Below are 21,418 nucleotides of genomic sequence, written 5' to 3' on the forward strand. Positions count from 1 at the left end.
CCATGGAGAAGATCAGCACGCTGACCGGGCCCATCATCCCGCTGCGCTATTCGAACGTCGACACCGACCAGATCATCCCGGCGAAGTTCCTCAAGCGAGTCACGAAGACCGGCTACGAAGACGCGCTGTTCCACGGATGGCGTCAAGACCCCGACTTCATCCTGAACCGGCCCGAGTACGCGAACGGCGGCATCCTCGTCACCGGCGCCGACTTCGGCACCGGATCGAGCCGTGAGCACGCCGTCTGGGCGCTGCGAGACTTCGGCATCACGGCTGTTCTGAGCCCTCGCTTCGGCGAGATCTTCAAGGGCAACTCCGGCAAGCAGGGGCTGCTGACCGCACAGGTCCCAGAGGATGCGATCGAGCAGCTCTGGGCAGCAGCCGAGGCCGCACCCGGCACCGAGATCACTGTCGACCTGAATGAGAAGAGCGTCGTGAGCGGTGAGCTTCGCTTCGGGTTCGACATCGACGACTACACTCGCTGGCGACTGCGTGAGGGGCTCGACGACATCGCCCTCACGCTGCAGCACGAAGACGCAATCACCGAGTTCGAGAAGCGACGCCCAAGCTGGATGCCCACAACGCTCCCAGCTGTCGCATCGGACGCCTGACACCTTTAGGACATCGAGTGGACAACAACGACTTCTCTTCACGCGCAGGCGCATCCGTGGGCATGACCGCCGACGCCATCCGTGTGCGCGGCGGCAAGCCCATTCAGGGGCGCCTCAAGATGAAGGGCGCCAAGAACCTCGTCACCAAGGCGATGGTCGCAGCACTGCTCGGCCAGACGCCCAGCGAGCTGCGCAGCGTGCCCGAGATCAGCGATGTGCAGGTCGTCCGCGGTCTGCTCGAGGTCTACGGCGTCGTCGTCGAGAGCGACGGCGACACGCTGCGGCTTGACCCCGCAAACGTCGAGCGCGCACACGAGACCTCGATCAACGCGCACGCTGGCTCGAGCCGCATCCCGATCCTGTTCTGCGGCCCGCTGCTGCACCGCCTCGGCGAAGCGTTCATTCCCGACCTCGGCGGCTGCCACATCGGCGATCGCCCCATCGACTTCCACCTCGACGTGCTGCGCAACTTCGGTGCCGTCGTCGACAAGCTGCCCACGGGCATCCGCATGTCTGCTCCCGAAGGGCTGCACGGCGCGAAGATCAACCTGCCCTACCCGTCGGTCGGCGCAACCGAGCAGGTGCTGCTGACCGCGGTCATGGCCAAGGGACGCACTGAGCTCAGCGGAGCAGCAGTCGAGCCCGAGATCATGGATCTCATCAACATCCTGCAGAAGATGGGCGCAGTCATCTCGGTCGACACCGACCGCACGATCCGCATCGAGGGCGTCGACTCGCTCGACGGATACAGCCACACCGCGCTCTTCGACCGCAACGAGGCTGCGAGCTGGGCCTGTGCGGCACTCGCGACCGGCGGCGACGTGTTCCTCGAGGGCGCACAGCAGCCCGAGATGATCACCTTCCTCAACGTCTTCCGCAAGGCCGGAGGCGCGTTCGAGGTACAGGACGACGGCATTCGCTTCTGGCACCCCGGCGGCGATCTCAAGCCCGTCGTCGTCGAGACGGATGTGCACCCCGGGTTCATGACCGACTGGCAGCAGCCGCTCGTGGTCGCCCTGGCGAAGGCCAACGGCATCTCGATCGTGCACGAGACGGTCTACGAGCAGCGGTTCGGATTCACGGAGGCCCTCGTGAAGATGGGCGCGTACATCCAGATCCACACCGAGTGCCTGGGCAGCCACGCGTGCCGCTTCGGCCAGCGCAACTACCAGCACTCTGCTGTCATCGCGGGCCCGGTCGAGCTGCACGGAGCAGACATCACGGTTCCCGACCTTCGCGGAGGATTCAGCCACTTCGTCGCCGCGCTGACGGCTGAGGGCGAGTCCACGATCAAGAACGTCGGCATCATCGCACGCGGCTATGAGCACTTCCTCGAGAAGATGCAGACGCTCGGTGTCGACTTCGAGGTGATCGGCTAGACCCGTGGCCAAGTCACGTGAGAAGACCGCGGCATTCCACGCAACTGCCGCGGTGACCCTGCCCGTGTTCGGTGCGATGGCCAGAGTGCGCGTCCGCAACCCTGAGGCTCTGCCGCAGGAGGGGCCGTTCATCCTGGCCCCCAACCACTACTCCGAGATCGACCCGATCGTCATGGGTGTCGCGGTCTGGAAGTCGGGGCGTGCTCCGCACTTCATGGCCAAGGCGTCACTCTGGAAGATCCCGGTGGTGAAGCAGATCCTCAACGGGCTCAAGCAGATTCCGGTCGAGCGAAGCCGCACCAAGACCAGCGGATCAGCACCGATGGATGCCGCAGCGCAGATCATCGAAGACCAGGCCGGGGTCATTGTGTACCCCGAGGGCACGCTGACCCGCGACCCTGAGATGTGGCCCATGCGCGGCAAGAACGGCGCCGTCAGGCTTGCCGTCGACGCGGGCATCCCGCTGATTCCCGCTGCCCACTGGGGAACCCACCGGCTCATGCCCCGCTACGGCCGCGGCATCCGGCCGTTTCCGCGCAAGCGCATCGACGTCGTGTTCGGTGCGCCGATCGACCTGTCTGGTGTCACGAGCAGCCACAGCAACAAGCAGGTGACTGCGGCGACGGCCGAGCTGATGAACAGCATCTCGGCTCTGGTCGGCGAGCTTCGCGGACTCGAGCCTCCCAAGGAACGCTGGGACCCTGCCCGGGCTGGTCAGAGCGAGACCGGGCGGTTCAGTGAATAGGGTCGCAGTTCTCGGAGCCGGGAGCTGGGGCACGACCTTCGCCAAGGTTCTGGCAGACGGCGGTGCCGACACGAGGCTGTGGGCGCGTCGAGCCGAGCTCGCGCACGAGATCAACGAGTCGCGACGCAACACGCAGTACCTGCAGGGCGTGACGCTGCCCGAGGGCCTCCGTGCCGACAGCGATGCCAGGAGCGTGCTCGAAGGCGCAGACCAGGTGTTCCTGTGCGTGCCGAGCCAGCAGCTGCGCGCACTGCTCGACGACGTCAGCGAGAGCATCCCGGCTGGTGTGCCGGTCGTGAGCCTCATGAAGGGCGTCGAGGCGAGCACGATGATGCGCATGAGCGAGGTCATCGCCGAGGCTGGGGGCATCGACAGCGACCGCATCGCGGTTGTCAGCGGGCCCAACCTCGCACTCGAGATCGCCCGCGAAGAGCCCACGGCGGCGGTGGTCGCGAGCGACTCCTCCGAGACCGCGATGGCTGTGGCTCGCACAGCGCGCAACAGCTACTTCACGTCGTTCGTCAACACCGATGTCGTCGGAACCGAATACGGCGGCGTGCTGAAGAACCTCGTCGCCCTGGCCATCGGCATCGTCGACGGCGTCGGCTATGGCGAGAACACGAAGGCGTCGATCCTCACACGAGGGCTTGCCGAGGTCACCGAGTTCGCCGTTGCACACGGTGCCGAGCGCACCACGATGCATGGTCTCGCAGGGCTCGGCGACCTGATCGCGACCTGCAACTCTCCGCTGTCGCGCAACTTCTCGGCCGGCCGGCTCCTCGGCATGGGCTACAGCCGCGACGACGTCGTCGAGCGCATGCAGCAGGTGGCCGAGGGTCTCGCATCTGTCGAGCCGATTGCCTCGCTTGCCGAACTGCGCGACGTGCGCATGCCCATCCTCGACCAGGTGCGTGCCGTTCTGCTGGGTCGCATGCTGCCGCGCGAGATCGCACCTCACCTGACCACCGGCAATGAGCCTGAGGGAGAGACCCATGACTTCTAAGCTGCGCGTCGGCATTCTCTTCGGGGGCCGCTCGAGCGAGCACACGATCTCGCTCGTGACTGCCGCCGGAGTGATCGACAACATCGACCGCGAGCGGTTCGAGCCGGTGCCGATCGTGATCACGAAGCAGGGCAAGTGGCTGCAGGTCGACCCGCGCGAGCTGCACTTCTCGCTCGAGCACAAGGTCGAGATCGACGAAGACAGCAGCGAGGGCGCCGCGATCATCGACGGTGCCTCCAGCGAGGTCGCCCTCGAGAACCGTGCAGGCGGCAAGGGGCTGGTGCTGCACTCCGCGACCGGCGACATCGACTTCGATCGCATCGACGTGTTCTTTCCGCTGTTCCACGGTCGCTTCGGCGAAGACGGCACGATTCAGGGCATGCTCGAGCTCTTCGACCGCCCGTACGTCGGCGCCGGAATCCTGGCGAGCGCCGTCGGGCAAGACAAGCACTTCACCAAGACTGTGCTCGAGCACGCCGGCATCACCGTCGCTCCGTGGTTCACGGTCTCGCGTCGCAAGTGGCGCGACTCGCCTGAGTCGGTGCGCGAGCGCGCATCGCGGATGCAGCTGCCCCTATTCGTGAAGCCGGCACGAGCCGGTTCGAGCGTCGGGGTGTCGCGTGTGTCGACGATCGACGAGCTCGATGCGGCCATGCAGAAGGGGCTCGCAGAAGACGGTCGCGTGCTCATTGAAGAGGGCATCACCGGGCGCGAGATCGAGCTGGGCGTGCTCGGCGGCCGCGGCGGAGCAGCGCCTCGTGTGTCGCTGCCGGGCGAGATCGTCGTCGACAGCGGCTACTACGACTTCGAGGCCAAGTACGGCGACGCAGACGGCGTGCGCACGGAATGCCCTGCCAACCTCTCTGAAGAGGTGACGCAGCGCCTGCAGCAGACGGCCATCCGTGCATTCGAGGCGATCGACGGAGCTGGACTCGCGCGTGTCGACTTCTTCGTGACGCCCGATGACCAGCTCGTGCTCAACGAGATCAACACCATGCCCGGATTCACCCCGATCTCGATGTATCCGGTCGTGTGGCGCGAGACCGGCATCGAGTATCGCGAGCTCATCACCGAGCTGATCGAGCTGGCTCTGCAAGAGGAGCGCTGAATGCGCGGGTACGCGCTCTCGTTCGTCATCTTCGTAGTCGTCACGATCGCGTCGACGTTCGGCCTCCGGCTTCTCGAAGAGGTCTACGGGCTCGCAGGCGAGGCCTTTCAGCTGCATCAGCTGGGGCCACTGATCGGTGCGATCGCAGCCGCTCTGCTGGTCTCAGCGTCGTCGATGCCGAACGGGCCGTCGCCGGTCGCTCGCAAGCAGTGGATCGCGCACACGATCCTGGGCGTTGCAGCCGCGCTGGTCTTCGCACTGATCGTCTGGGCGGGGCTGACGCTGTTCGGTGTTCCGGGCGTCGACCTCTCTCGCACAGGTGCTGGCACCGTCATCGTTGCGCTGCTCGGCGGTCTCGCCGGTGCTGTCGTGCAGGAGATCGGCTGGCGCGGCTACCTGCAGCCGCTGCTCGAGAGCCGCATGCCGAGGATCGGGGCAGCCGTCATCGTCGGCATGCTGTGGTCGCTGTGGCATGTGTCGGCACTCACCGATCTGCTGACCGGACTGCTGCTGTTCGCAACGTACGTGCCGCTGGGCATCTTGCTGGGCCACCTCGGCAACGGCGCCGCCTGGCAGCGCGTCGCAACCACGGCGCTCGTGCACTGGCTGCTCACGCTGCCGGTGATGTTCATGGCAGGCATCGGGGGAGTCCAGGTGCAGATCGCAGTCGCCATCGCTGCCGTGGTCGTCACAGCTGTGTTCATGGCGATGTTCGTCGTCGCGACCAAGCGCCGAACGGCGAGAGCGGCCGAAATATCCACCTCTTGACGGATGCGCGGCGCGGCTGAGGCCTGTTAGCCTCAGTTTATGATTCCTCATCAGGCGACAGAAGAGCGTGCTGCTGTGCGCGGCGGCCAGGTGAGGGTGCTTCGCAGAACGGCAGCCGCGCCCGGGCGAACGCCGCTGGTGCTGGTGCACGGCGGCGGCACCGACAATGCCGCGATCTCGTGGCACTTCGCGTTCTCGGACTTCGGCGACGACCGCGATGTCATCGCCTTCGACCTTCCCGGCTTCGGTGAGACAGCGAACATCGATCCGCTCGGCGGGCCAGCGGCCATGGCCGAGTTCACGATCGAGGTGCTGGATGCGCTCGGCCTCGACCGGGTGCTGATGGCTGGGGTCTCGATGGGCGGCGACGTCGTGCTGAACGTGGCGCTCCTGCATCCCGAACGCCTCGCCGGGATTGTGCTGGTCGCACCCGGCGGACTCTCGCCGGTGCTGCGCGGCAAGGCGGTGCAGTTCTCGTCATGGGCTGCGGGCAAGCTGCCCGATGCTGTGCTGTTCGGGCTCTCGCGCATGGTGACGACACAGGCCGAGCGCATGGTTCGCGGCATCATCCACGAGTCGAGCACGCTTCCTGATGCCGTGCTGCGCGAGTTCGTCGCAGAACAGCAACGACCCGGCGCGAACGTCGGCTACGCCCGCTACAACCAGGCGACCCTCGGGCCGTGGGGCATGAAGAACGACCTCCGTTCGCGAGTGCACGAGATTGAGACGCCCACCCTGTTCTTCCACGGTGCCGAAGACCCCATGGTCTGCCCGCAGGACTCGCAGGTCGCGGCTGCGCTGATGCCCGATGCGCGCATCCATCTGATTCCGAGCTGCGGACACTGGGCGCAGCTCGAGAAGCCGACCATCTTCAAGAACGCGCTCGAGGGGTTCTTCGCCGAGATCGAGGCGAGGCGAACCGCGCAGGGCAGCTAGCATGCTGGCATGCAGACCAGTTCGAACAGCCTCGGATCCCTGTCGCTCGATGACGTCGAGATTCGTGTTTCCCTCACGGCGGATGCGTCAGACTCTCGTGAGATCACCGTGTTCGCCCGTGTGGTCGCGCGTGAGGGCGGCGGCGATCTTCCGCTGCTCGTGTATCTGCAGGGCGGCCCGGGCGTTGAGTCGCCTCGGCCATCACTCGATCCGCACTCGCCGCCCTGGCTGCGCACGGCGCTCGAGCACCATCGCGTCGTGTTCCTCGACCAGCGCGGCACCGGCGCTTCGTCGGCGATTGACGACCGGTCGCTGGCCGGTGGCGCCGACCACCTCGCCGAATACATGCAGCACTTTCGCGCTGACGCGATCGTGCGCGACTGCGAAGCGCTGCGCGAGCATCTCGGCGTCGAGCGCTGGAGCCTGCTGGGGCAGTCATTCGGCGGCTTCACCGCGCTTCGGTATGTGAGCGAGCACTCCGAGTCGCTCGATCGCGTCTTCTTCACGGGCGGGCTGCCGAACGTCGGCGGCTCGATCGACGACGCCTACAGCACCACGTACGAGAAGATGCGCCGCGCATCCGAGCAATACTACCGGCGGTTCCCGGCGCACAGAGAGCGGATGCGCGCATTGCTGCAGCAGGCCGCGTCCGGGTCGGTCGTGCTGCCCGACGGTGAGGTTGTGAGCCCCTCGCGCGTGCGCAGCCTCGGGCATCTGCTCGGCAGCAACGACGCGTGGCTGCAGCTGCACACGCTGCTCGACGCCGACTTCGCGTCGAATCGCTTTCTGCATGATCTCGCGCAGGCCCTGCCGTTCTCCGGTCGCAACCCCGTCTACGCGGTGCTGCACGAGTCGTGCTGGGCCGACGGGGGAGCAACGCGCTGGGCTGCCGAGCGGGTCATGCCGCAGGACTTCGTCGACGACGGGACCCTGTTCACCGGCGAGCATGTGCGACGCGAATGGTTTGACACAGTGCCGTCGCTGCAGGAGTGGGCCGAGGTGGCAGATCTGCTTGCCGACCACGACTGGCCCGCGCTCTACGACGCTGAGGCGATTCGCGCATCCGATGTCGCTGGAGCAGCCGCGGTCTACGTCAACGACGTGTTCGTGCCCATGGAGCACTCGCTTGCGACCGCCGAGCTGATGCCTGGTCTGCGGCTGCTGGTGACGAGTGAGCACGAGCACTCGGGGCTGCGGTCGAGCGGGGGAGACGTGCTCGAGCACCTCTTCGATCTGGCCTCAGGTAAGCGTCTGCGCTAGCAGCGCGAGAACGCCAAGTAGACTGGTCGACTGTGGCACTGACTATCGGAATCGTGGGACTCCCCAATGTGGGCAAGTCGACCCTCTTTAACGCACTGACCAAGAACACGGTTCTCGCAGCGAACTACCCGTTCGCGACGATCGAGCCCAACATCGGAGTCGTCGAGCTGCCGGATGCGCGGCTCGACCGGCTTGCAGAGATCTTCGGATCCGCACGACTGCTGCCAGCTCCAGTGTCGTTCGTCGACATCGCCGGCATCGTGCGCGGCGCGAGCGAGGGCGAGGGGCTCGGCAACAAGTTTCTGGCGAACATTCGCGAGGCAGATGCCATTGCTCAGGTCGTGCGCGGATTCGCGGATGAAGACGTCACGCACGTCGACGGTCGCGTCGACCCGGCGGCCGACATGGACACGATCAACACCGAGCTGATCATCGCCGATGTCGACACCCTCGAGAAGGCGATCACGCGTCTCGAGAAAGAGGTCAAGGGCAAGAAGGCCGACCCCGCGACGCTGCAGGCAGCAAAGGATGCACTTGAGATCCTGAACACGGGTGAGACGCTCACGCAGGCCGGGTTCGACGTCGCGCCGATTCGCGAGCTCGGGCTGCTGACGGCGAAGCCGGTGCTGTTTGTCTTCAACGTCGACGAGGCAGTGCTCTCTGACCCGGCGAAGAAGCAGGAGCTTGCTGATCTTGTGGCGCCGGCCAAGGCTGTGTTCCTCGACGCGCAGGTCGAGTCGGAGCTCATCGACCTTGAGGCTGACGAAGCGCTCGAACTGCTGCAGTCACTCGGCCAGGACGAGTCTGGTCTCGATCAACTTGCGCGCGTTGGGTTTGAGACTCTTGGTCTGCAGACGTATCTCACGGCGGGGCCCAAGGAGGCTCGTGCCTGGACGATTCGCAAGGGTGCGACGGCTCCGCAGGCGGCCGGTGTGATCCACACCGACTTCGAGCGCGGCTTCATCAAGGCCGAGATCGTGTCGTTCGAGGATCTCGACAAGCACGGATCGATGGCGGATGCGAAGGCTGCCGGCCGTGTGCGCATGGAGGGCAAGGACTACGTCATGGTTGATGGTGACGTGGTTGAATTCAGGTTCAATGTCTAAAAAGGGCCTCTGACCAGGGGTTTTATCTTCTCGGCCTCCGGTTGGGTTCGATGGACAGGTTCCGCTTTACCATCAGTTGCTAAGCGTTTGTCGCGCTGACCTGCTCTTTTGATCGTCCCCTGCGGAAGTTCCGCAGGGGACGATTCTCTTTGCGTGGGTGCATGAGCGTCGATGGCAAGCGGCCTCGGTTGGCCTGTTCCGGATCGGGTTCGAGTCGTTCGACGGGCGGCCTTTCGGCGCGAGCGCTGATTCAAAAATCACTCCGACTCAATATTCAATGCTTGGGAGATCAGCCTTCATTGACATACCGTCCATGCTTCCGAGCGTAACCAGCGGAGGCCGCAGGCACTGGTCGAGTCACCAGTGTTTGCGGGTGCTTGGCGGAGACGCTGGCGACGGCGAGAGCGAGCCGTGACCGGGGCTAGATGCCATAGGCGGTCAGGCCACGCCAGCTCCTGCGGCTGCTCGGGATACGCCATGTGGAGCAGTTCGGAGACTCCTTCACAGGTCATCGATAGCCTCGAGGTATGAAGACCATGGAGCAGGAGCGGGTGGAGCGCTTTGAGCGCACGTTCTATGAGAGAGACATCGACTCGACCTACCTCGAGTTGTACCGCCGGGAGCAGGTCCTGCCCCGGGCCTTCGCCTACATCCACGCTGGCCTCGATATCGAGTTCAAGCACATGAACTACAAGGCCCGTGGTGGTAGCAGCGGGCACTTCAATGCTGACAACTCGAGGAACTTACTAGGTCTCATCGACCTCTTGACCGAAGCCCGCACGATGCTCAACAAGGCCGGTCACTCGCTGACCATGGCTCCCGAGTACCAGCGGGTCATCGAGAACGCGCCGGCATGGCTCGTTGATAGTGGAGGGAGCCCCATCCCAGAAGGCTTCACTCCCGTCGAGGTCGAAAGCTACGCGCCAGTCTTCAGCCTTGGTGACCAAGCCGTACCAGTGTCCGATTCCCGCATTGTGAAGCTGACGCCCATCGGTGAGGGTGCATTCGCCTTGGTTCATCGGTTCACTGATCCGAACTACGGCATGACCCTGGCAAGGAAGAAGCTCAAACCAGGGGCTGATGATCGGGAGAAGGAGCGCTTCCGCCGGGAGTTCGAGCTGATGAAAGAGCTTCAGTTCCCGTATGTCCTTGAGGTCTTCAACTTCAAGGAGTCGGACTGGTCGTACACCATGGAACACTGCGACACCTCGCTGGAGGAGTACGTTGCGAAACGCAACAATCAGCCAGGCTTCGGCCCGACCACCCGCAAGCGAATCGCGCTGCAGTTCCTCTACGGCCTTAACTTCATCCACTCCAAGGGGCACTTCCACCGGGATCTGAGCACCAAGAACGTCTTGCTCCGCACCTTCGGCGGTTCAGCTGTGCTGGTTAAACTGTCCGACTTCGGCCTGGCCAAGCTCAAAGGGTCCGAGTTCACGATGACGGAGACCGAACTCAAGGGTACGAAGATCGATCCAGCTCTCGGCTCGTTCAAGGACTTCACTGCTGTCCATGACATCTTCGCGGCTGGCTTCGTACTGCTGTACATCTTCACTGGGCGGAAAAGCACCGGGCGGAACGATGCAACTCCGATCGAGCAGATCATCCACAAGTGCGTCGATTCTCAGCCTGGCCGGCGCTACCAGTCGGTGATGGACCTGATCGCTGACGTTGAGGCACTGGACACGACCGTGACTGGCGAAGCCCCAGCGTAGACTTCCACGCTTCGCGCCGGCCACGGACGGCGATATGAGCTCCTTCGTGTGCGGAGTGACGGTCAGGACGATTCGACGACTCTCCAGCGGAAGTCGACGAAGGGTGGGACGTATTGACTGCCGTTGGTGTCCTCGTGCTGTACCCGGAGGATTTCGACGACGGCCAGTCGCCCGTGCGCATTCATGAGCACGACGCTGTGGCCAACCTGTGGAGTGACAGATCGTCCGGGCGTGAGGTGCTGTGCGAGATCGGCGTCGTCGACGTCGTTGCCTCGGATCAGGCCGACGGACTTGATTGGGTCCTTGTGCACGTACACCGAGTCGTACGAGCGTCCGCTGATATCGAGCGCGAACTCAGAAGCTCCACAGCCCCAATGGAACCTGTTACCGGGCGCGTCTTCGTACATGAAGTGGGTCTCGCCGACGAGATGTGGACTTCTCCATTGGGCTGGGGAACTGCTCAGGTCCTGCCGCTCGAGCCGTGTGGCTCGCTCACGTAGAGTCGCGATAGGTGTAGCGCTGTCGCGGTTGGCCGGCAGCCCTGCGACCCAGCGCCACAGATCCTCGATCTGCCCTGCCCCGGGGAACTCCTGCTGGCTGCCGGGGGAGTGATTGAAATCGAAGCCCTTGGGCATCCGGTCGCCGAACCATGCTGGCAGGGCGCACGAGGCGTTGTCGACGAAGAGGGTGGAGAGCCAGGCAGGGGCGCGGTCCTCGTAGACCTCGGCTATCCAGCGGCTCTCTTTGCCCACACCTGACTCGGGCTTGGTGTCGGCTCGTTCGACGTAGTTCTGGTCCACGACTAGCAGAACGTGCTCGCAGTCCGCGACTCGGCGCATGAATCCGCTCAGGTCGTCGCCGTAGTCGACGTCGGCATCAACCAGGACGTCGAACCCCAGTGCCTTGAGCTGCGCAGCGAGCAGGCGCACCCACTCGCGGTGCCTCTCCGACGTCCAGGCGTACGAGATGAACAGGTCAGCGCCCATGGGTTTCCTCATTCCGATCGGCTGAGTGCTGCTCGCACGTGAGCAGCTGTCATCAGGAGACTACGGTCGGCGACGGACAAATTGGGGCCATGGCCAGACTCGGCACCGTATTGGCGACACCGGGAGCGACCTGTCGGCGTGGAGTAGGGCCTGGACGACCTCATTCACTAGGGCAGGTCTCGTTCCGTCAGAGTGCGAGTGATCTCGTCCCACTGGGAGCTTGCGATCAATTCGCGGTGCCGGCGTGAGGCGGTCTGCCATGACCCGAACTCTGCGGGGAGCTCGCGCCACGTGATGCCGGTGCGGGTCTTGTAGAGAGCCGCGTCGACGATCGTGCGTACGTCAGTGCGTGGACGCCCGCGGCGAGGGCCCTCTTCTGAATGAACGATGTGCTTGATCCAGCTCCATTGTTCATCCGTGAGTCGTTGATAGCCAGGCTGGAGTCTCTCGATGTCGGTGCTGTCGTCACCGTTCTTCGCCTGGTCATCGAGTCGCACGGCTTTGACCACGCCGCGGATGACAGCGCATTCGGTGCATTGGACGGTTGGTTCCACGTAGCGAGGGGAGTGCCCGACCAAGGTCTCGACGTGCTGGCAGGTCAGTTCCACTCGCCAGGTGGCGCTGCGGTCGATGTGCAATGAGGGCGGGTACAGGAGCTGTCGGAGCTCATCGCGCTGAGCCGGCGAAAGCGGCGGGAACGGGCAGCACAGATGACAGTGCTCCACCCTGTTGTTCTCGAGACGCCAAACACCCATCTTGCATGCCGTGTGCTCGACTCGGAACTCGGCATTATCGGCGTCGATCCGCGCAAGGCTCTCTTCGTCCGTGCCCAGGGCCGGCTCACCGAGAAGGGCACGCCCACACGCGCGGCATGGTTCGCCCGCCGCATAGGCTTCATACGGCAACTGGGGGTCGTTGCCTGCCCACTCCTCTCGCTTTGCCTCCTCCGCTTGGGCCCACGATTCCGAGAGCAGTGCCCTGCTGCGTGGTGTGTGCAGGACGCGGGGGAGGGCGTTCGGGCCGTCCTCTGGGATCTGTTGTGGGTCGGGCATCGTCACGCTCTCCTTCGAGGTCTGATGCGGGCGCGGGGCGAGTCGTGCGCGAACACCCGGGCCGCAACTGGAAGCGATAACTTCCTGGAAGTCATGACTACCAGGCATGAGGCTGGATGTGTGACAGAACCGCTGAAGAAGGTGCTCGGAGCGCAGGTGCGCGACCTGCGTCTTGTGCGCCACCTGTCGCAGGAAGGTCTTGCCGAAGAACTCGGAGTGTCGACTCGGTACCTTGCCGGCATCGAGCGTGGCGAGCGCAACCTCACGCTGGATTCGGTCGACGCCCTCGCCGAGCAACTCGGCGTCGAGGCGCACGCACTAATCGTTCGTCGGTGATGCTCGTTGCGTGAGCTGGAGGGCCACGGCATCACGCCTGAGACCGACGCACTGCTCGATTGCCGGGTCACGATCCCGATGAGTGGCCGCGTCGACTCGTTGAACATGACGGCCGCAGCGGCTGTGGCGTTCAACGAGTCGACGCGGTGATGATGCGGGAAGCCCGAGTGTCAGTGGCACCCGATATCGTGAGAGCAAATACCCCAACACCGTGATTGCGCAGTGGCGCGGAGGAGCACGACCTATGGCACCGACCACCAAAGAGGCGCAGCGAGCTGAGTTGCACAAGACGATCTGGCGCATCGCGAACGACCTGCGTGGCAGCGTCGACGGGTGGGACTTCAAGTCCTACGTGCTGGGCATGCTGTTTTATCGCTTCATCTCCGAGAACCTCACGGCGTACCTCAACAAGCACGAGCACGATGCGGGCGACGTGTCGTTCGACTACCGGCTGGTGGCGGATTCCGACGCGGAGTTCGCTCGCGACGAGGTCGTCGCGGAGAAGGGGTTCTATATCCTGCCGTCCGACCTGTTCGCCAATGTGCGCGATCGTGCCTCGGGCGACGAGAATCTCAACGAGACGCTCGAGCGGGTTTTTAAGAACATCGAAGCGTCGGCGATGGGTACGGACAGTGAGGATGACATCAAGGGTCTGTTCGACGACTTGGATGTCAACAGCAACAAGCTGGGCTCAACTGTTGCCAAGCGCAATCAGAAGATGGTGAAGCTGCTCGACGCGATCGGTGATCTGCCGCTGGCGCGGTGGGAGGACAACTCGATCGATCTGTTCGGTGATGCCTACGAGTACCTGATGCAGATGTATGCGGCCAACGCGGGTAAGTCCGGTGGTGAGTACTACACGCCGCAGGAGGTTTCGGAGCTGCTGGCGCGCATCACTGTGGTCGGCAAGAAGCAGGTCAACAAGGTCTACGACCCGGCCGTCGGATCGGGGTCGCTGCTGCTGAAGTTCGACAAGGTGCTCGGGAAGAACAACGTCCGCCAGGGGTTCTACGGTCAGGAGATCAATCTGACCACGTACAACCTCGCGCGGATCAACATGTTCCTGCACGACGTGAACTACGCGGACTTCAACCTCGCGCACGGCGACACACTACTCGACCCCGCCCACTGGGACGACGAGCCGTTCGAGGCGATCGTCTCCAACCCGCCCTACTCGATCAAGTGGGAAGGCGACGCCAACCCGCTCCTGATCAACGACGAGCGATTCTCGCCAGCCGGCGTCCTCGCGCCGAAATCGAAGGCCGACCTCGCCTTCACGATGCACATGCTCAGCTGGCTCGCCGTCAACGGCACGGCGGCGATTGTCGAGTTCCCCGGCGTGCTGTACCGCGGGGGAGCTGAGCAGAAGATTCGCCAGTACCTGGTCGACAACAACTACATCGATGCGGTCATTCAGTTGCCGCCGGACCTGTTCTTCGGCACGACGATCGCGACCTGCATCCTCGTGCTGAAGAAGTCGAAGAAGTCCGGCGACGTGCTATTCATCGACGCGTCGGCCGAGTTCAAGCGCGTCGGCAACAAGAACAAGCTGCTCGAGGAGCACCAGGCGAGGATCCTCGAGGCGTTCACGACGCGCGAGCCCCAGGCTCACTTCGCCACGATCGTAGGCAACGAGCACATTGCGGCGAATGACTACAATATCGCGGTGTCGTCGTATGTCGAGGCCGAGGACACTCGCGAGGAAGTCGACATCGCGGAGCTGAACGCCGAGATCGCGCGCATCGTCGAGCGCCAGGCCGAGCTCCGCACGGCGATCGATGAGATCGTGACGGACTTGGAGGGCTCCAGGTGAGCCGCATCGACGAACTGATTCAGGACCTGTGTCCGTCCGGTGTGGAGTACGAGGCGATCGCGGAACTCATCACTCGTAGTGAGAAGGTGCATTGGGACGACCTCGATCAGACCGACGAATTTCGTTACATCGACCTCAGCACGGTTGACCGTGTCACGCATTCAATCAACGGCACAGAGACGATCACGAAAGAGAACGCTCCGAGTCGAGCGCAGCAAGTGGTGCGCGAAGGCGACGTTCTGTTCGGGACGACGCGGCCGATGCTCAAGCGATACTGCATCGTTCCGGCGGATTACGACGGGCAGGTAGCGAGTACCGGATTTTGTGTGCTTCGCGCGAACACCGATCGCATTCTGACGAACTTCCTCTTCCATCTTCTCGGAACGGCCACGTTCTACGAATACGTCCAAACGAACGAACGCGGTGCTAGCTATCCGGCTATTCCTGACAACGTGGTGAAGAAGTTCCGCATCCCCGTGCCACCTCTCGAGGTGCAACGCGAGATCGTGCGAGTATTGGATAAGTTCACTCAGCTGGAAGCGGAGCTGGAAGCGGAGCTGGAAGCGGAGCTGGAAGCTCGACGCGCCCAGTACGAGCTTTATCGCCGAGCGCTCCTGGGTGCTGAAGAACGCGATTCTCTCCAGCCGCTCGGGAAGTTGCTGATCTCAGTTCGAGTTCCGAAAGGCGTCAAGCGGGGCGCTTACGGAGACGGGAGCGCGATCCCAATTGTCGACCAAGGGAAGTCTGCGATCGCCGGTTTCACGGATGACGATTCCTTCCGCGTTCCGGCCGGCGAGCATATCGTTTTTGGTGACCACACTCGTGCCGTCAAGTGGGTCGATCACGATTTTGCTCCCGGCGCGGACGGCACACGAGTCTTTCGTGCTCGAGAGGGGGTACTACCTCGATACGCATTCTTTGCTTTCCAGCAACTAGAGATTCCGAGTCGTGGGTACAACCGGCACTGGACTGTTGCAAGGGAGATGACGGTCCCGGTTCCGAGTTTGAAGCGCCAGCGCGAGATTGTCACAATCCTGGACCAATTCGACGCCCTCGTCAACGACATCAGCATCGGCCTCCCGGCCGAGCTCACGGCACGTCGCAAGCAGTACGAGTACTACCGTGACCGGCTCCTGACGTTCAAGGAGCTGACGGCATGAGCGATGTTCCGGCGCGTGCGTACGATCCGATCGCTGTCTCGTCGGAGAGCACGGTCGTCGCGGAGTACGTTCACGACCCGTCGCAGGCTGATGCGTATCAGTCGGAGTCCGCGCTCGAGAAGGAGATTGTCCGACTCCTTCAGGGGCAGGCCTACGACTACCTGCCGTTCACCTCCGAGGCGGAGCTGGTCGCGAATCTTCGCGTGCAGCTCGAGAAGGTCAACAGGATCACCTTTTCGGATGCCGAGTGGGAGCAGTTCTTTACGACGAAGATCGCAGGTGCTAACGACGGCATCGTCGAGAAGACGGTGCGTGTGCAGGAGGATCACGTCCAGATCCTCAGGCGCGACGATGGTACGACGAAGAACATCGCGCTGATCGACAAGACGAATATCCACAACAATCGGCTGCAGGTCATCAATCAGTACGAGATCGGACGCGGTGAGGGCGACGCTGGCGAGGGCGGTGCGAGGTACGCCAATCGCTACGACGTGACCGTGCTCGTCAACGGGCTGCCGATGGTGCACATCGAGCTGAAGCGTCGCGGTGTGGATATCCGGGAGGCCTTCAACCAGATCAATCGCTATCGGCGCGATAGCTTCTGGGCGGGGTCGGGCCTGTTCGAGTACGTGCAGTTGTTCGTGATCAGCAACGGCACTCTCACGAAGTATTACTCCAACAGCACTCGCAACAGGCACCTGGCCGAGCAGAAGAATTCTGGTGGTGCTGGCGGGGGTAGGAAGACGAGTAACTCATTCGAGTTCACCAGTTGGTGGGCCGATGCGAACAACAAGCCGATCACCGAGCTGACGGCGTTCGTGAAGACGTTCTTCGCGAAGCACTCGCTGTTGAACATCCTGACGAAGTACTGCGTGCTCACCGCGGATCGGGACCTGCTTGTGATGCGGCCGTACCAGATCGTCGCGACCGAGCGGATCTTGCAGAAGATCCAGATCTCGACGAACTACAAGACGCTCGGCACACTCGACGCCGGAGGATATGTCTGGCACACCACTGGTTCGGGTAAGACGCTCACCTCGTTCAAGGCGGCGCAGCTCGCATCAAAGATGCCGAGTGTGGACAAGGTGCTGTTCGTCGTGGACCGCAAGGACCTCGACTATCAGACAATGCGCGAGTACGACCGGTTTGAGAAGGGCGCGGCGAACTCGAACACGTCCACTGCGGTGCTGAAGAAGCAGCTCGAGGACCCCGGTGCGCGGATCATCATCACGACGATTCAGAAGTTGTCGACGTTCATCAAGGCGAACAAGGGTCACGAAGTCTTCTCGGGCCACGCTGTGATCATCTTCGATGAGTGCCACCGGTCGCAATTCGGCGACATGCACACAGACATCACCCGTGCGTTCAAGAAGTACAACGTGTTCGGGTTCACTGGCACGCCGATCTTCGCCGCGAACGCCGGCAGCGGTGGCAACCCACAGTTGCGCACGACTGAGCAGGCGTTCGGCGACAAACTGCACACCTACACGATCGTCGACGCCATCACCGATAAGAACGTGCTGCCGTTCCGGATCGACTACATCAACACCATCAAGGTCGGGAACCCCGACGACTCGCAGGTGTCAGCGATCGACCGTGAGCGAGCTCTCCTGGACGTGCGTCGGATCCGCGACGTCGTGGCGTACACCCTGGAGCACTTCGATCAGAAGACGAAGCGCTCATCGAGCTACGAGCATGGCGTCGTGACGAACGTCGCCGACTCGGTGCGGGGCCGTCGTCAGGCGGAGGGACTCAAGGAGCGGAAACGAGTTCGCGGATTCAACGCGCTGTTCGCGACGGCGTCGATCGATGCCGCACGCCGTTACTACAACCAGTTCCAACTACAGATGGAGGAGCTGCCACCGGACAAGCGGCTGAAGGTCGGGTTGATCTTCAGTTACGGCGCGAACGAGGCCGAAGCCGACGGAATCCTCGATGATGAAGCGTTCGACACCGATGCGCTCGACCTTGACGCGCGCTCGTTCCTGGAAGATGCGATCCAGGACTACAACGACATGTTCGGGACCAGCTACGACACGAGCGCCGACCGGTTCCAGAACTACTACAAGGACCTGTCGCAGCGGATGAAGAACCGCGAGATCGACCTGGTCATCGTGGTGAACATGTTCCTCACCGGCTTCGACGCGACGACGCTGAACACGCTGTTCGTCGACAAGAACCTGCGCGCCCACGGACTGATCCAGGCGTACTCGCGCACGAACCGCATCCTCAACTCGGTGAAGACCTACGGCAACATCGTCGCCTTCCGCGATCTCGAGGAAGAGACGAACGCCGCGCTGGAGCTGTTCGGCAACAAGGATGCCCGAGGCGTCGTCCTGTTGAAACCGTACGGCGACTACTACGGCGAGTATGTCGACAAGGTCACCGAACTGCTCACGCACTTCCCAATTGGGCAGCAGATCGTGGGGGAGCAGGCGCAGAAGGACTTCATCCAGCTGTTCGGCACGATCCTGCGGCTGCAGAACATCCTCACGTCCTTCGACGACTTCGACGGCAACGACCCACTGACCGAGCGACAGCGGCAGGACTACACCAGCATCTACCTGCGGCTCCGCGATGAGTTCACGCGCGATCGTGACGGCGACAGAGAAGTCATCAACGAGGACGTCGTGTTCGAGATCGAGCTCGTCAAGCAGGTCGAGATCAACGTCGACTACATCCTCATGCTCGTCGAGAAGCTCCGCGCCGAGAAGGGCGACGGAGAGGACAAGGAAGTCCGCGCCGAGATCACGCGCGCTGTCGATGCGAGCCCGACCCTGCGAAGCAAGCGCGATCTCGTCGAGGACTTCGTCGAGTCGGTGTCGCTGCTGGGCGCGGTCGATGCGCAGTGGCAGGCGTATATCGCCGCGAAGCGCGAGGCTGAGCTTCAGGAGCTCATCGAAGCGCACAAGCTCAAGCTGGAGGAGACGCAGTCGTTCGTGGATGAGGCGTTCCGGGACGGACAGCTGCGCACGGCGGGAACTGAGATCACCCGCATCTTGCAGCCAGTGTCACGGTTCAACCGCGAGTCCAACCACGGCGACAAGAAGAAGCGGGTCATCGAAGCGCTCTCCAGATTCTTCGAGCGGTTCCGCGGGCTTGCCTCGGGGGATGAAGAGTCTAGGGACTGAGGCCAGCAATGAGTGGGATCATGGGCTCATGACCGAGGACAACCCCGAGCGCGCGCCGAAGGTCATCCGCTGTGAGCACTGGTCTGAGGAGCTTGGTCGCTTCGGCGGCTGGCACCACCACGAGGGCCCTCACGCTTGCGACTGGGGGAACCACGATGGCGAGTGTCCGTACTGGGTCAGCGTTGGCGGTAGGCCAAACCTCCCATCTCGGTAGAGGGAGTCGGGTAGCCATGCCAAGCCGTCCAGTGGCGCGCCGGCTGGCACCCTCGCGACTCTGCCAGAACCCTGGGTGATAGCTTGGTTTCAGGTCATATGGCGGCAAAGGGACAGCCTTAGCGCCAAAGGTTCCGAAATCACCGGAATGCGGTGGAGTTCCGGACGGGACTTACGTCGGGAAGTAAGAAATAGCCCGGACGCGCTACGGATGATGACGAAGGAGCCCTATCCGTGTCGAGACTGACGGAACTGCTGCGGCAGGTGCGCAAGGCGGACGCGCAACTTGGTACTGACCTGGAAGCCGAGGTCGCTGCGCTGACCAAGCGTCGCACCTTCGGGCTCGTCTTTGAGCAGCATCAGCCTGAGGCTGTCGAGCTGCCCGGCAGGGTCGTCCGTCGCGGCGACAAGGTGCGGGTGCTGCCTCCGCGAGGGGGGACAAAGGCAGGTGACCAACGGCTGTGGTGGACAACTCGGATCGAGTGCGTCGACGGGCAGCGTGTGGCTCATCTCGCGGAGCTCGACGTCGAAGAACCCGAGACTCGGGCAGTGCTTGCCGACGACGTGGTGGTCGTCGCGGAGTTCCGGGATCGCATCTACCCCGGCCTGGTGGAGACAGGCAGGGTTGAGCGGGGCGGCGACAAGCCGTTCCACACGGTCGTCAACGCTGAGAACTACCACGCGCTGGAGATGCTGACCTATACGCACCGGCATTCCATCGACGCCATCTACATCGACCCGCCGTACAACACCGGGGCGAGGGACTGGAAGTACGACAACGATTACGTCGCGAGTGATGACGACTATCGACACTCGAAATGGCTGGCGTTCATGGAGCGACGGTTGAAGATCTGTCGGGAGCTCATGCGTAGCGATGCTACTCTTGTGGCAACTATCGATGAGCATGAAGTAAACCGTTTGGGCGTGTTGCTAGATCAGCTCTTCCCGGAATCTACGCGGCAACTCGTCACAATTGTCAACAACCCTAAAGGCGTTACTCAGGGATATCTTTCGAGGGTCGAAGAGTATGCGTTCTTTGTATTTGGTCCTGACGCGCGAATCGGTTCGGTCGATGACGACCTTCTGACGCATCGAGACATGGCCGATGCTGAAGGGGAACTGCAGAGGCCTCGATGGAAGGGGCTCTTGCGGTCGGGCGACGACTCGCTTCGAGCTGACCGTAAAGATATGTTCTATCCGGTGTGGTTCGATGAGTCGACTGGGCGACTCAGCCACGCGGGCGAAGCATTGCCACTTGACGAAACTCCTGACTTCAGTCCGCAGGATGGCCTGACGCCGATCTGGCCTATTAGGGGCTCTTCACAATTCGGGGTGTAGGTGTGGTCTGAATCCGCCGGCTTCGAGGAGTGCGCGGGCGATGTAGTTGGTGGGGTTGCGGAAGCCGAGGGCCAGGCCACGCAGGTGCTCGAGGCGACCGTTCACGGCTTCGGTAGGTCCGTTGCTCGTGCGCGGCCGGTCGAAGTAGGCCAGGACGTCGCAGGCGCGTCTGGTCAGGGTGCGGCCGAGCTTGCGCAGTTCTACCAACGCCTCAGGCACACTGTCGGCGAGGGCGTCGATCACGGAGCTCATCTCGACGCGGCCGGCTGCCCGGTCGGGGTGACGGTAGGCGGAGATCATGCGCTGGTAGATCCCCCAGGTGCACTCGACTTGCACGTGCCGGTCCCCAGCGAAGAGCTTGTCAAGGCGCTCGTGCTGGCGGTCGGTGAGCAGGTCAGCCCCGGTGTGCAGGGTCCGCCGCGCGGTGTAGAGCGGGTCGCCCTTGCGTCCGCGGTGTCCGTGCAGTTCCTGCTGGACTCGGCGGCGGCACTCATCGAGAGCGTCCCCGGCCAACCGGATGACGTGGAAGGGATCCATAACCGTGACGGCGTCCGGCAGCTCCTCGGTAGTGGCGGTCTTGAAGCCCGCGAACCCATCCATGGCCACGACCTCGATCCCATCGCGCCAAGCCTGGTCCCGCTCGGCCAGCCAGTCCTTGAACGCCTTCTTCGACCGACCTTCGACCACGTCCAGCAGGCGTGAGGGGTCTGCTGAGGGTTTGGTTGAGTCGGGGGGTTTATGCCGCCAGTGTGACGGCT

Annotated in this window: 19 protein-coding genes; 16 read left to right on the top strand and 3 right to left on the bottom strand. The window is 63.2% G+C overall.

All coding sequences use genetic code 11. The features are described 5' to 3' along the window. Nucleotides 1-2 precede the first annotated feature (2 nt). The 10 genes from leuD (at nt 3) to CZ674_RS13820 (ending at nt 10,631) form a co-directional block, all read left to right on the top strand. Nucleotides 3-611 (top strand): 3-isopropylmalate dehydratase small subunit, encoded by a 609-nt coding sequence (gene leuD / locus CZ674_RS13775; protein WP_086993099.1) that lies wholly within the window; start codon nt 3-5, stop codon nt 609-611. A gap of 62 nt (nt 612-673) precedes the next feature. Further along, the gene (gene murA / locus CZ674_RS13780) at nt 674-1,990 is read left to right on the top strand and encodes a UDP-N-acetylglucosamine 1-carboxyvinyltransferase (RefSeq protein ID WP_086993114.1); all 1,317 of its coding nucleotides are present in this window, start codon (nt 674-676) and stop codon (nt 1,988-1,990) included. A gap of 4 nt (nt 1,991-1,994) precedes the next feature. Then, nucleotides 1,995-2,735, top strand: a complete 741-nt coding sequence (locus tag CZ674_RS13785) for a lysophospholipid acyltransferase family protein (protein ID WP_234988609.1) — start codon at nt 1,995-1,997, stop codon at nt 2,733-2,735. Continuing rightward, complete coding sequence (locus tag CZ674_RS13790) at nt 2,728-3,738, top strand: NAD(P)H-dependent glycerol-3-phosphate dehydrogenase (protein WP_234988610.1); 1,011 nt, start codon at nt 2,728-2,730, stop codon at nt 3,736-3,738. The genes CZ674_RS13785 and CZ674_RS13790 overlap by 8 nt, the downstream gene beginning before the upstream one ends. Continuing rightward, on the top strand, nt 3,728-4,846 hold the full coding sequence (locus tag CZ674_RS13795) for a D-alanine--D-alanine ligase family protein (RefSeq protein WP_086993101.1): 1,119 nt from the start codon (nt 3,728-3,730) through the stop codon (nt 4,844-4,846). Before CZ674_RS13790 ends, CZ674_RS13795 begins: the two co-directional genes overlap by 11 nt. Next, nucleotides 4,847-5,614, top strand: a complete 768-nt coding sequence (locus CZ674_RS13800; protein ID WP_086993102.1) for a CPBP family intramembrane glutamic endopeptidase — start codon at nt 4,847-4,849, stop codon at nt 5,612-5,614. It abuts the gene before it with no gap. A gap of 39 nt (nt 5,615-5,653) precedes the next feature. Next, a complete protein-coding gene (locus tag CZ674_RS13805; RefSeq protein ID WP_086993103.1) occupies nt 5,654-6,550 on the top strand; it encodes an alpha/beta fold hydrolase in 897 nt (298 codons plus the stop codon). Nucleotides 6,551-6,559: 9 nt separating this feature from the next. Further along, a complete protein-coding gene (locus CZ674_RS13810; RefSeq protein WP_086993104.1) occupies nt 6,560-7,810 on the top strand; it encodes an alpha/beta fold hydrolase in 1,251 nt (416 codons plus the stop codon). A 32-nt stretch (nt 7,811-7,842) separates the two neighbouring features. Next, a complete protein-coding gene (gene ychF, locus CZ674_RS13815; protein ID WP_086993105.1) occupies nt 7,843-8,916 on the top strand; it encodes a redox-regulated ATPase YchF in 1,074 nt (357 codons plus the stop codon). 527 nt (nt 8,917-9,443) lie between these two features. Next, the gene (locus CZ674_RS13820) at nt 9,444-10,631 is read left to right on the top strand and encodes a serine/threonine protein kinase (RefSeq protein WP_086993106.1); all 1,188 of its coding nucleotides are present in this window, start codon (nt 9,444-9,446) and stop codon (nt 10,629-10,631) included. A gap of 62 nt (nt 10,632-10,693) precedes the next feature. Here the strand turns inward: CZ674_RS13820 and CZ674_RS13825 are convergent, their stop codons facing one another. Continuing rightward, nucleotides 10,694-11,617, bottom strand: coding sequence for a toll/interleukin-1 receptor domain-containing protein (locus tag CZ674_RS13825; protein WP_159457007.1), 924 nt, complete (start codon nt 11,615-11,617; stop codon nt 10,694-10,696). Between the two features lie 167 nt (nt 11,618-11,784). After that, nucleotides 11,785-12,669: a transposase gene (locus CZ674_RS14470; protein WP_234988611.1), complete on the bottom strand. Its 885-nt coding sequence runs from the start codon at nt 12,667-12,669 to the stop codon at nt 11,785-11,787. A gap of 120 nt (nt 12,670-12,789) precedes the next feature. Between CZ674_RS14470 and CZ674_RS13835 the strand changes: the two genes are divergently transcribed. The 6 genes from CZ674_RS13835 (at nt 12,790) to CZ674_RS13860 (ending at nt 20,660) form a co-directional block, all read left to right on the top strand. Continuing rightward, a complete protein-coding gene (locus tag CZ674_RS13835) occupies nt 12,790-13,005 on the top strand; it encodes a helix-turn-helix domain-containing protein (RefSeq protein WP_081014864.1) in 216 nt (71 codons plus the stop codon). 6 nt (nt 13,006-13,011) lie between these two features. Then, the gene (locus CZ674_RS13840) at nt 13,012-13,155 is read left to right on the top strand and encodes a TrmH family RNA methyltransferase (RefSeq protein ID WP_081014865.1); all 144 of its coding nucleotides are present in this window, start codon (nt 13,012-13,014) and stop codon (nt 13,153-13,155) included. Between the two features lie 94 nt (nt 13,156-13,249). Further along, entirely contained in the window at nt 13,250-14,818 is a 1,569-nt protein-coding gene (locus CZ674_RS13845; RefSeq protein WP_086993108.1) for a type I restriction-modification system subunit M, read from the top strand. Next, nucleotides 14,815-15,978, top strand: coding sequence for a restriction endonuclease subunit S (locus tag CZ674_RS13850; protein WP_086993109.1), 1,164 nt, complete (start codon nt 14,815-14,817; stop codon nt 15,976-15,978). The genes CZ674_RS13845 and CZ674_RS13850 overlap by 4 nt, the downstream gene beginning before the upstream one ends. Continuing rightward, entirely contained in the window at nt 15,975-19,109 is a 3,135-nt protein-coding gene (locus tag CZ674_RS13855; RefSeq protein WP_086993110.1) for a type I restriction endonuclease subunit R, read from the top strand. The genes CZ674_RS13850 and CZ674_RS13855 overlap by 4 nt, the downstream gene beginning before the upstream one ends. A 447-nt stretch (nt 19,110-19,556) precedes the next feature. Next, on the top strand, nt 19,557-20,660 hold the full coding sequence (locus CZ674_RS13860; RefSeq protein ID WP_086993111.1) for a DNA methyltransferase: 1,104 nt from the start codon (nt 19,557-19,559) through the stop codon (nt 20,658-20,660). On the opposite strand, the gene CZ674_RS13865 is transcribed toward CZ674_RS13860, so the two are convergent. Next, a partial coding sequence (locus tag CZ674_RS13865) for an ISL3 family transposase (protein WP_143244760.1) occupies nt 20,643-21,418 on the bottom strand: 776 nt, incomplete at its 5' end. The genes CZ674_RS13860 and CZ674_RS13865 overlap by 18 nt on opposite strands.

This window comes from Agrococcus casei LMG 22410, assembly GCF_900163565.1.
GTDB classification, from domain to species: Bacteria; Actinomycetota; Actinomycetes; order Actinomycetales; family Microbacteriaceae; genus Agrococcus; species Agrococcus casei.

Bases quoted from the DNA above. Each gene is read 5' to 3' on its own strand.
- CZ674_RS13795 (WP_086993101.1), top strand. From the start codon at position 3,728: ATGACTTCTAAGCTGCGCGTCGGCATTCTCTTCGGGGGCCGCTCGAGC.
- CZ674_RS13810 (WP_086993104.1), top strand. From the start codon at position 6,560: ATGCAGACCAGTTCGAACAGCCTCGGATCCCTGTCGCTCGATGACGTC.
- murA (WP_086993114.1), top strand. From the start codon at position 674: ATGACCGCCGACGCCATCCGTGTGCGCGGCGGCAAGCCCATTCAGGGG.
- CZ674_RS13800 (WP_086993102.1), top strand. From the start codon at position 4,847: ATGCGCGGGTACGCGCTCTCGTTCGTCATCTTCGTAGTCGTCACGATC.
- leuD (WP_086993099.1), top strand. From the start codon at position 3: ATGGAGAAGATCAGCACGCTGACCGGGCCCATCATCCCGCTGCGCTAT.
- CZ674_RS13805 (WP_086993103.1), top strand. From the start codon at position 5,654: ATGATTCCTCATCAGGCGACAGAAGAGCGTGCTGCTGTGCGCGGCGGC.
- CZ674_RS13825 (WP_159457007.1), bottom strand. From the start codon at position 11,617: ATGGGCGCTGACCTGTTCATCTCGTACGCCTGGACGTCGGAGAGGCAC.
- CZ674_RS14470 (WP_234988611.1), bottom strand. From the start codon at position 12,669: ATGCCCGACCCACAACAGATCCCAGAGGACGGCCCGAACGCCCTCCCC.
- CZ674_RS13820 (WP_086993106.1), top strand. From the start codon at position 9,444: ATGAAGACCATGGAGCAGGAGCGGGTGGAGCGCTTTGAGCGCACGTTC.
- CZ674_RS13855 (WP_086993110.1), top strand. From the start codon at position 15,975: ATGAGCGATGTTCCGGCGCGTGCGTACGATCCGATCGCTGTCTCGTCG.
- CZ674_RS13845 (WP_086993108.1), top strand. From the start codon at position 13,250: ATGGCACCGACCACCAAAGAGGCGCAGCGAGCTGAGTTGCACAAGACG.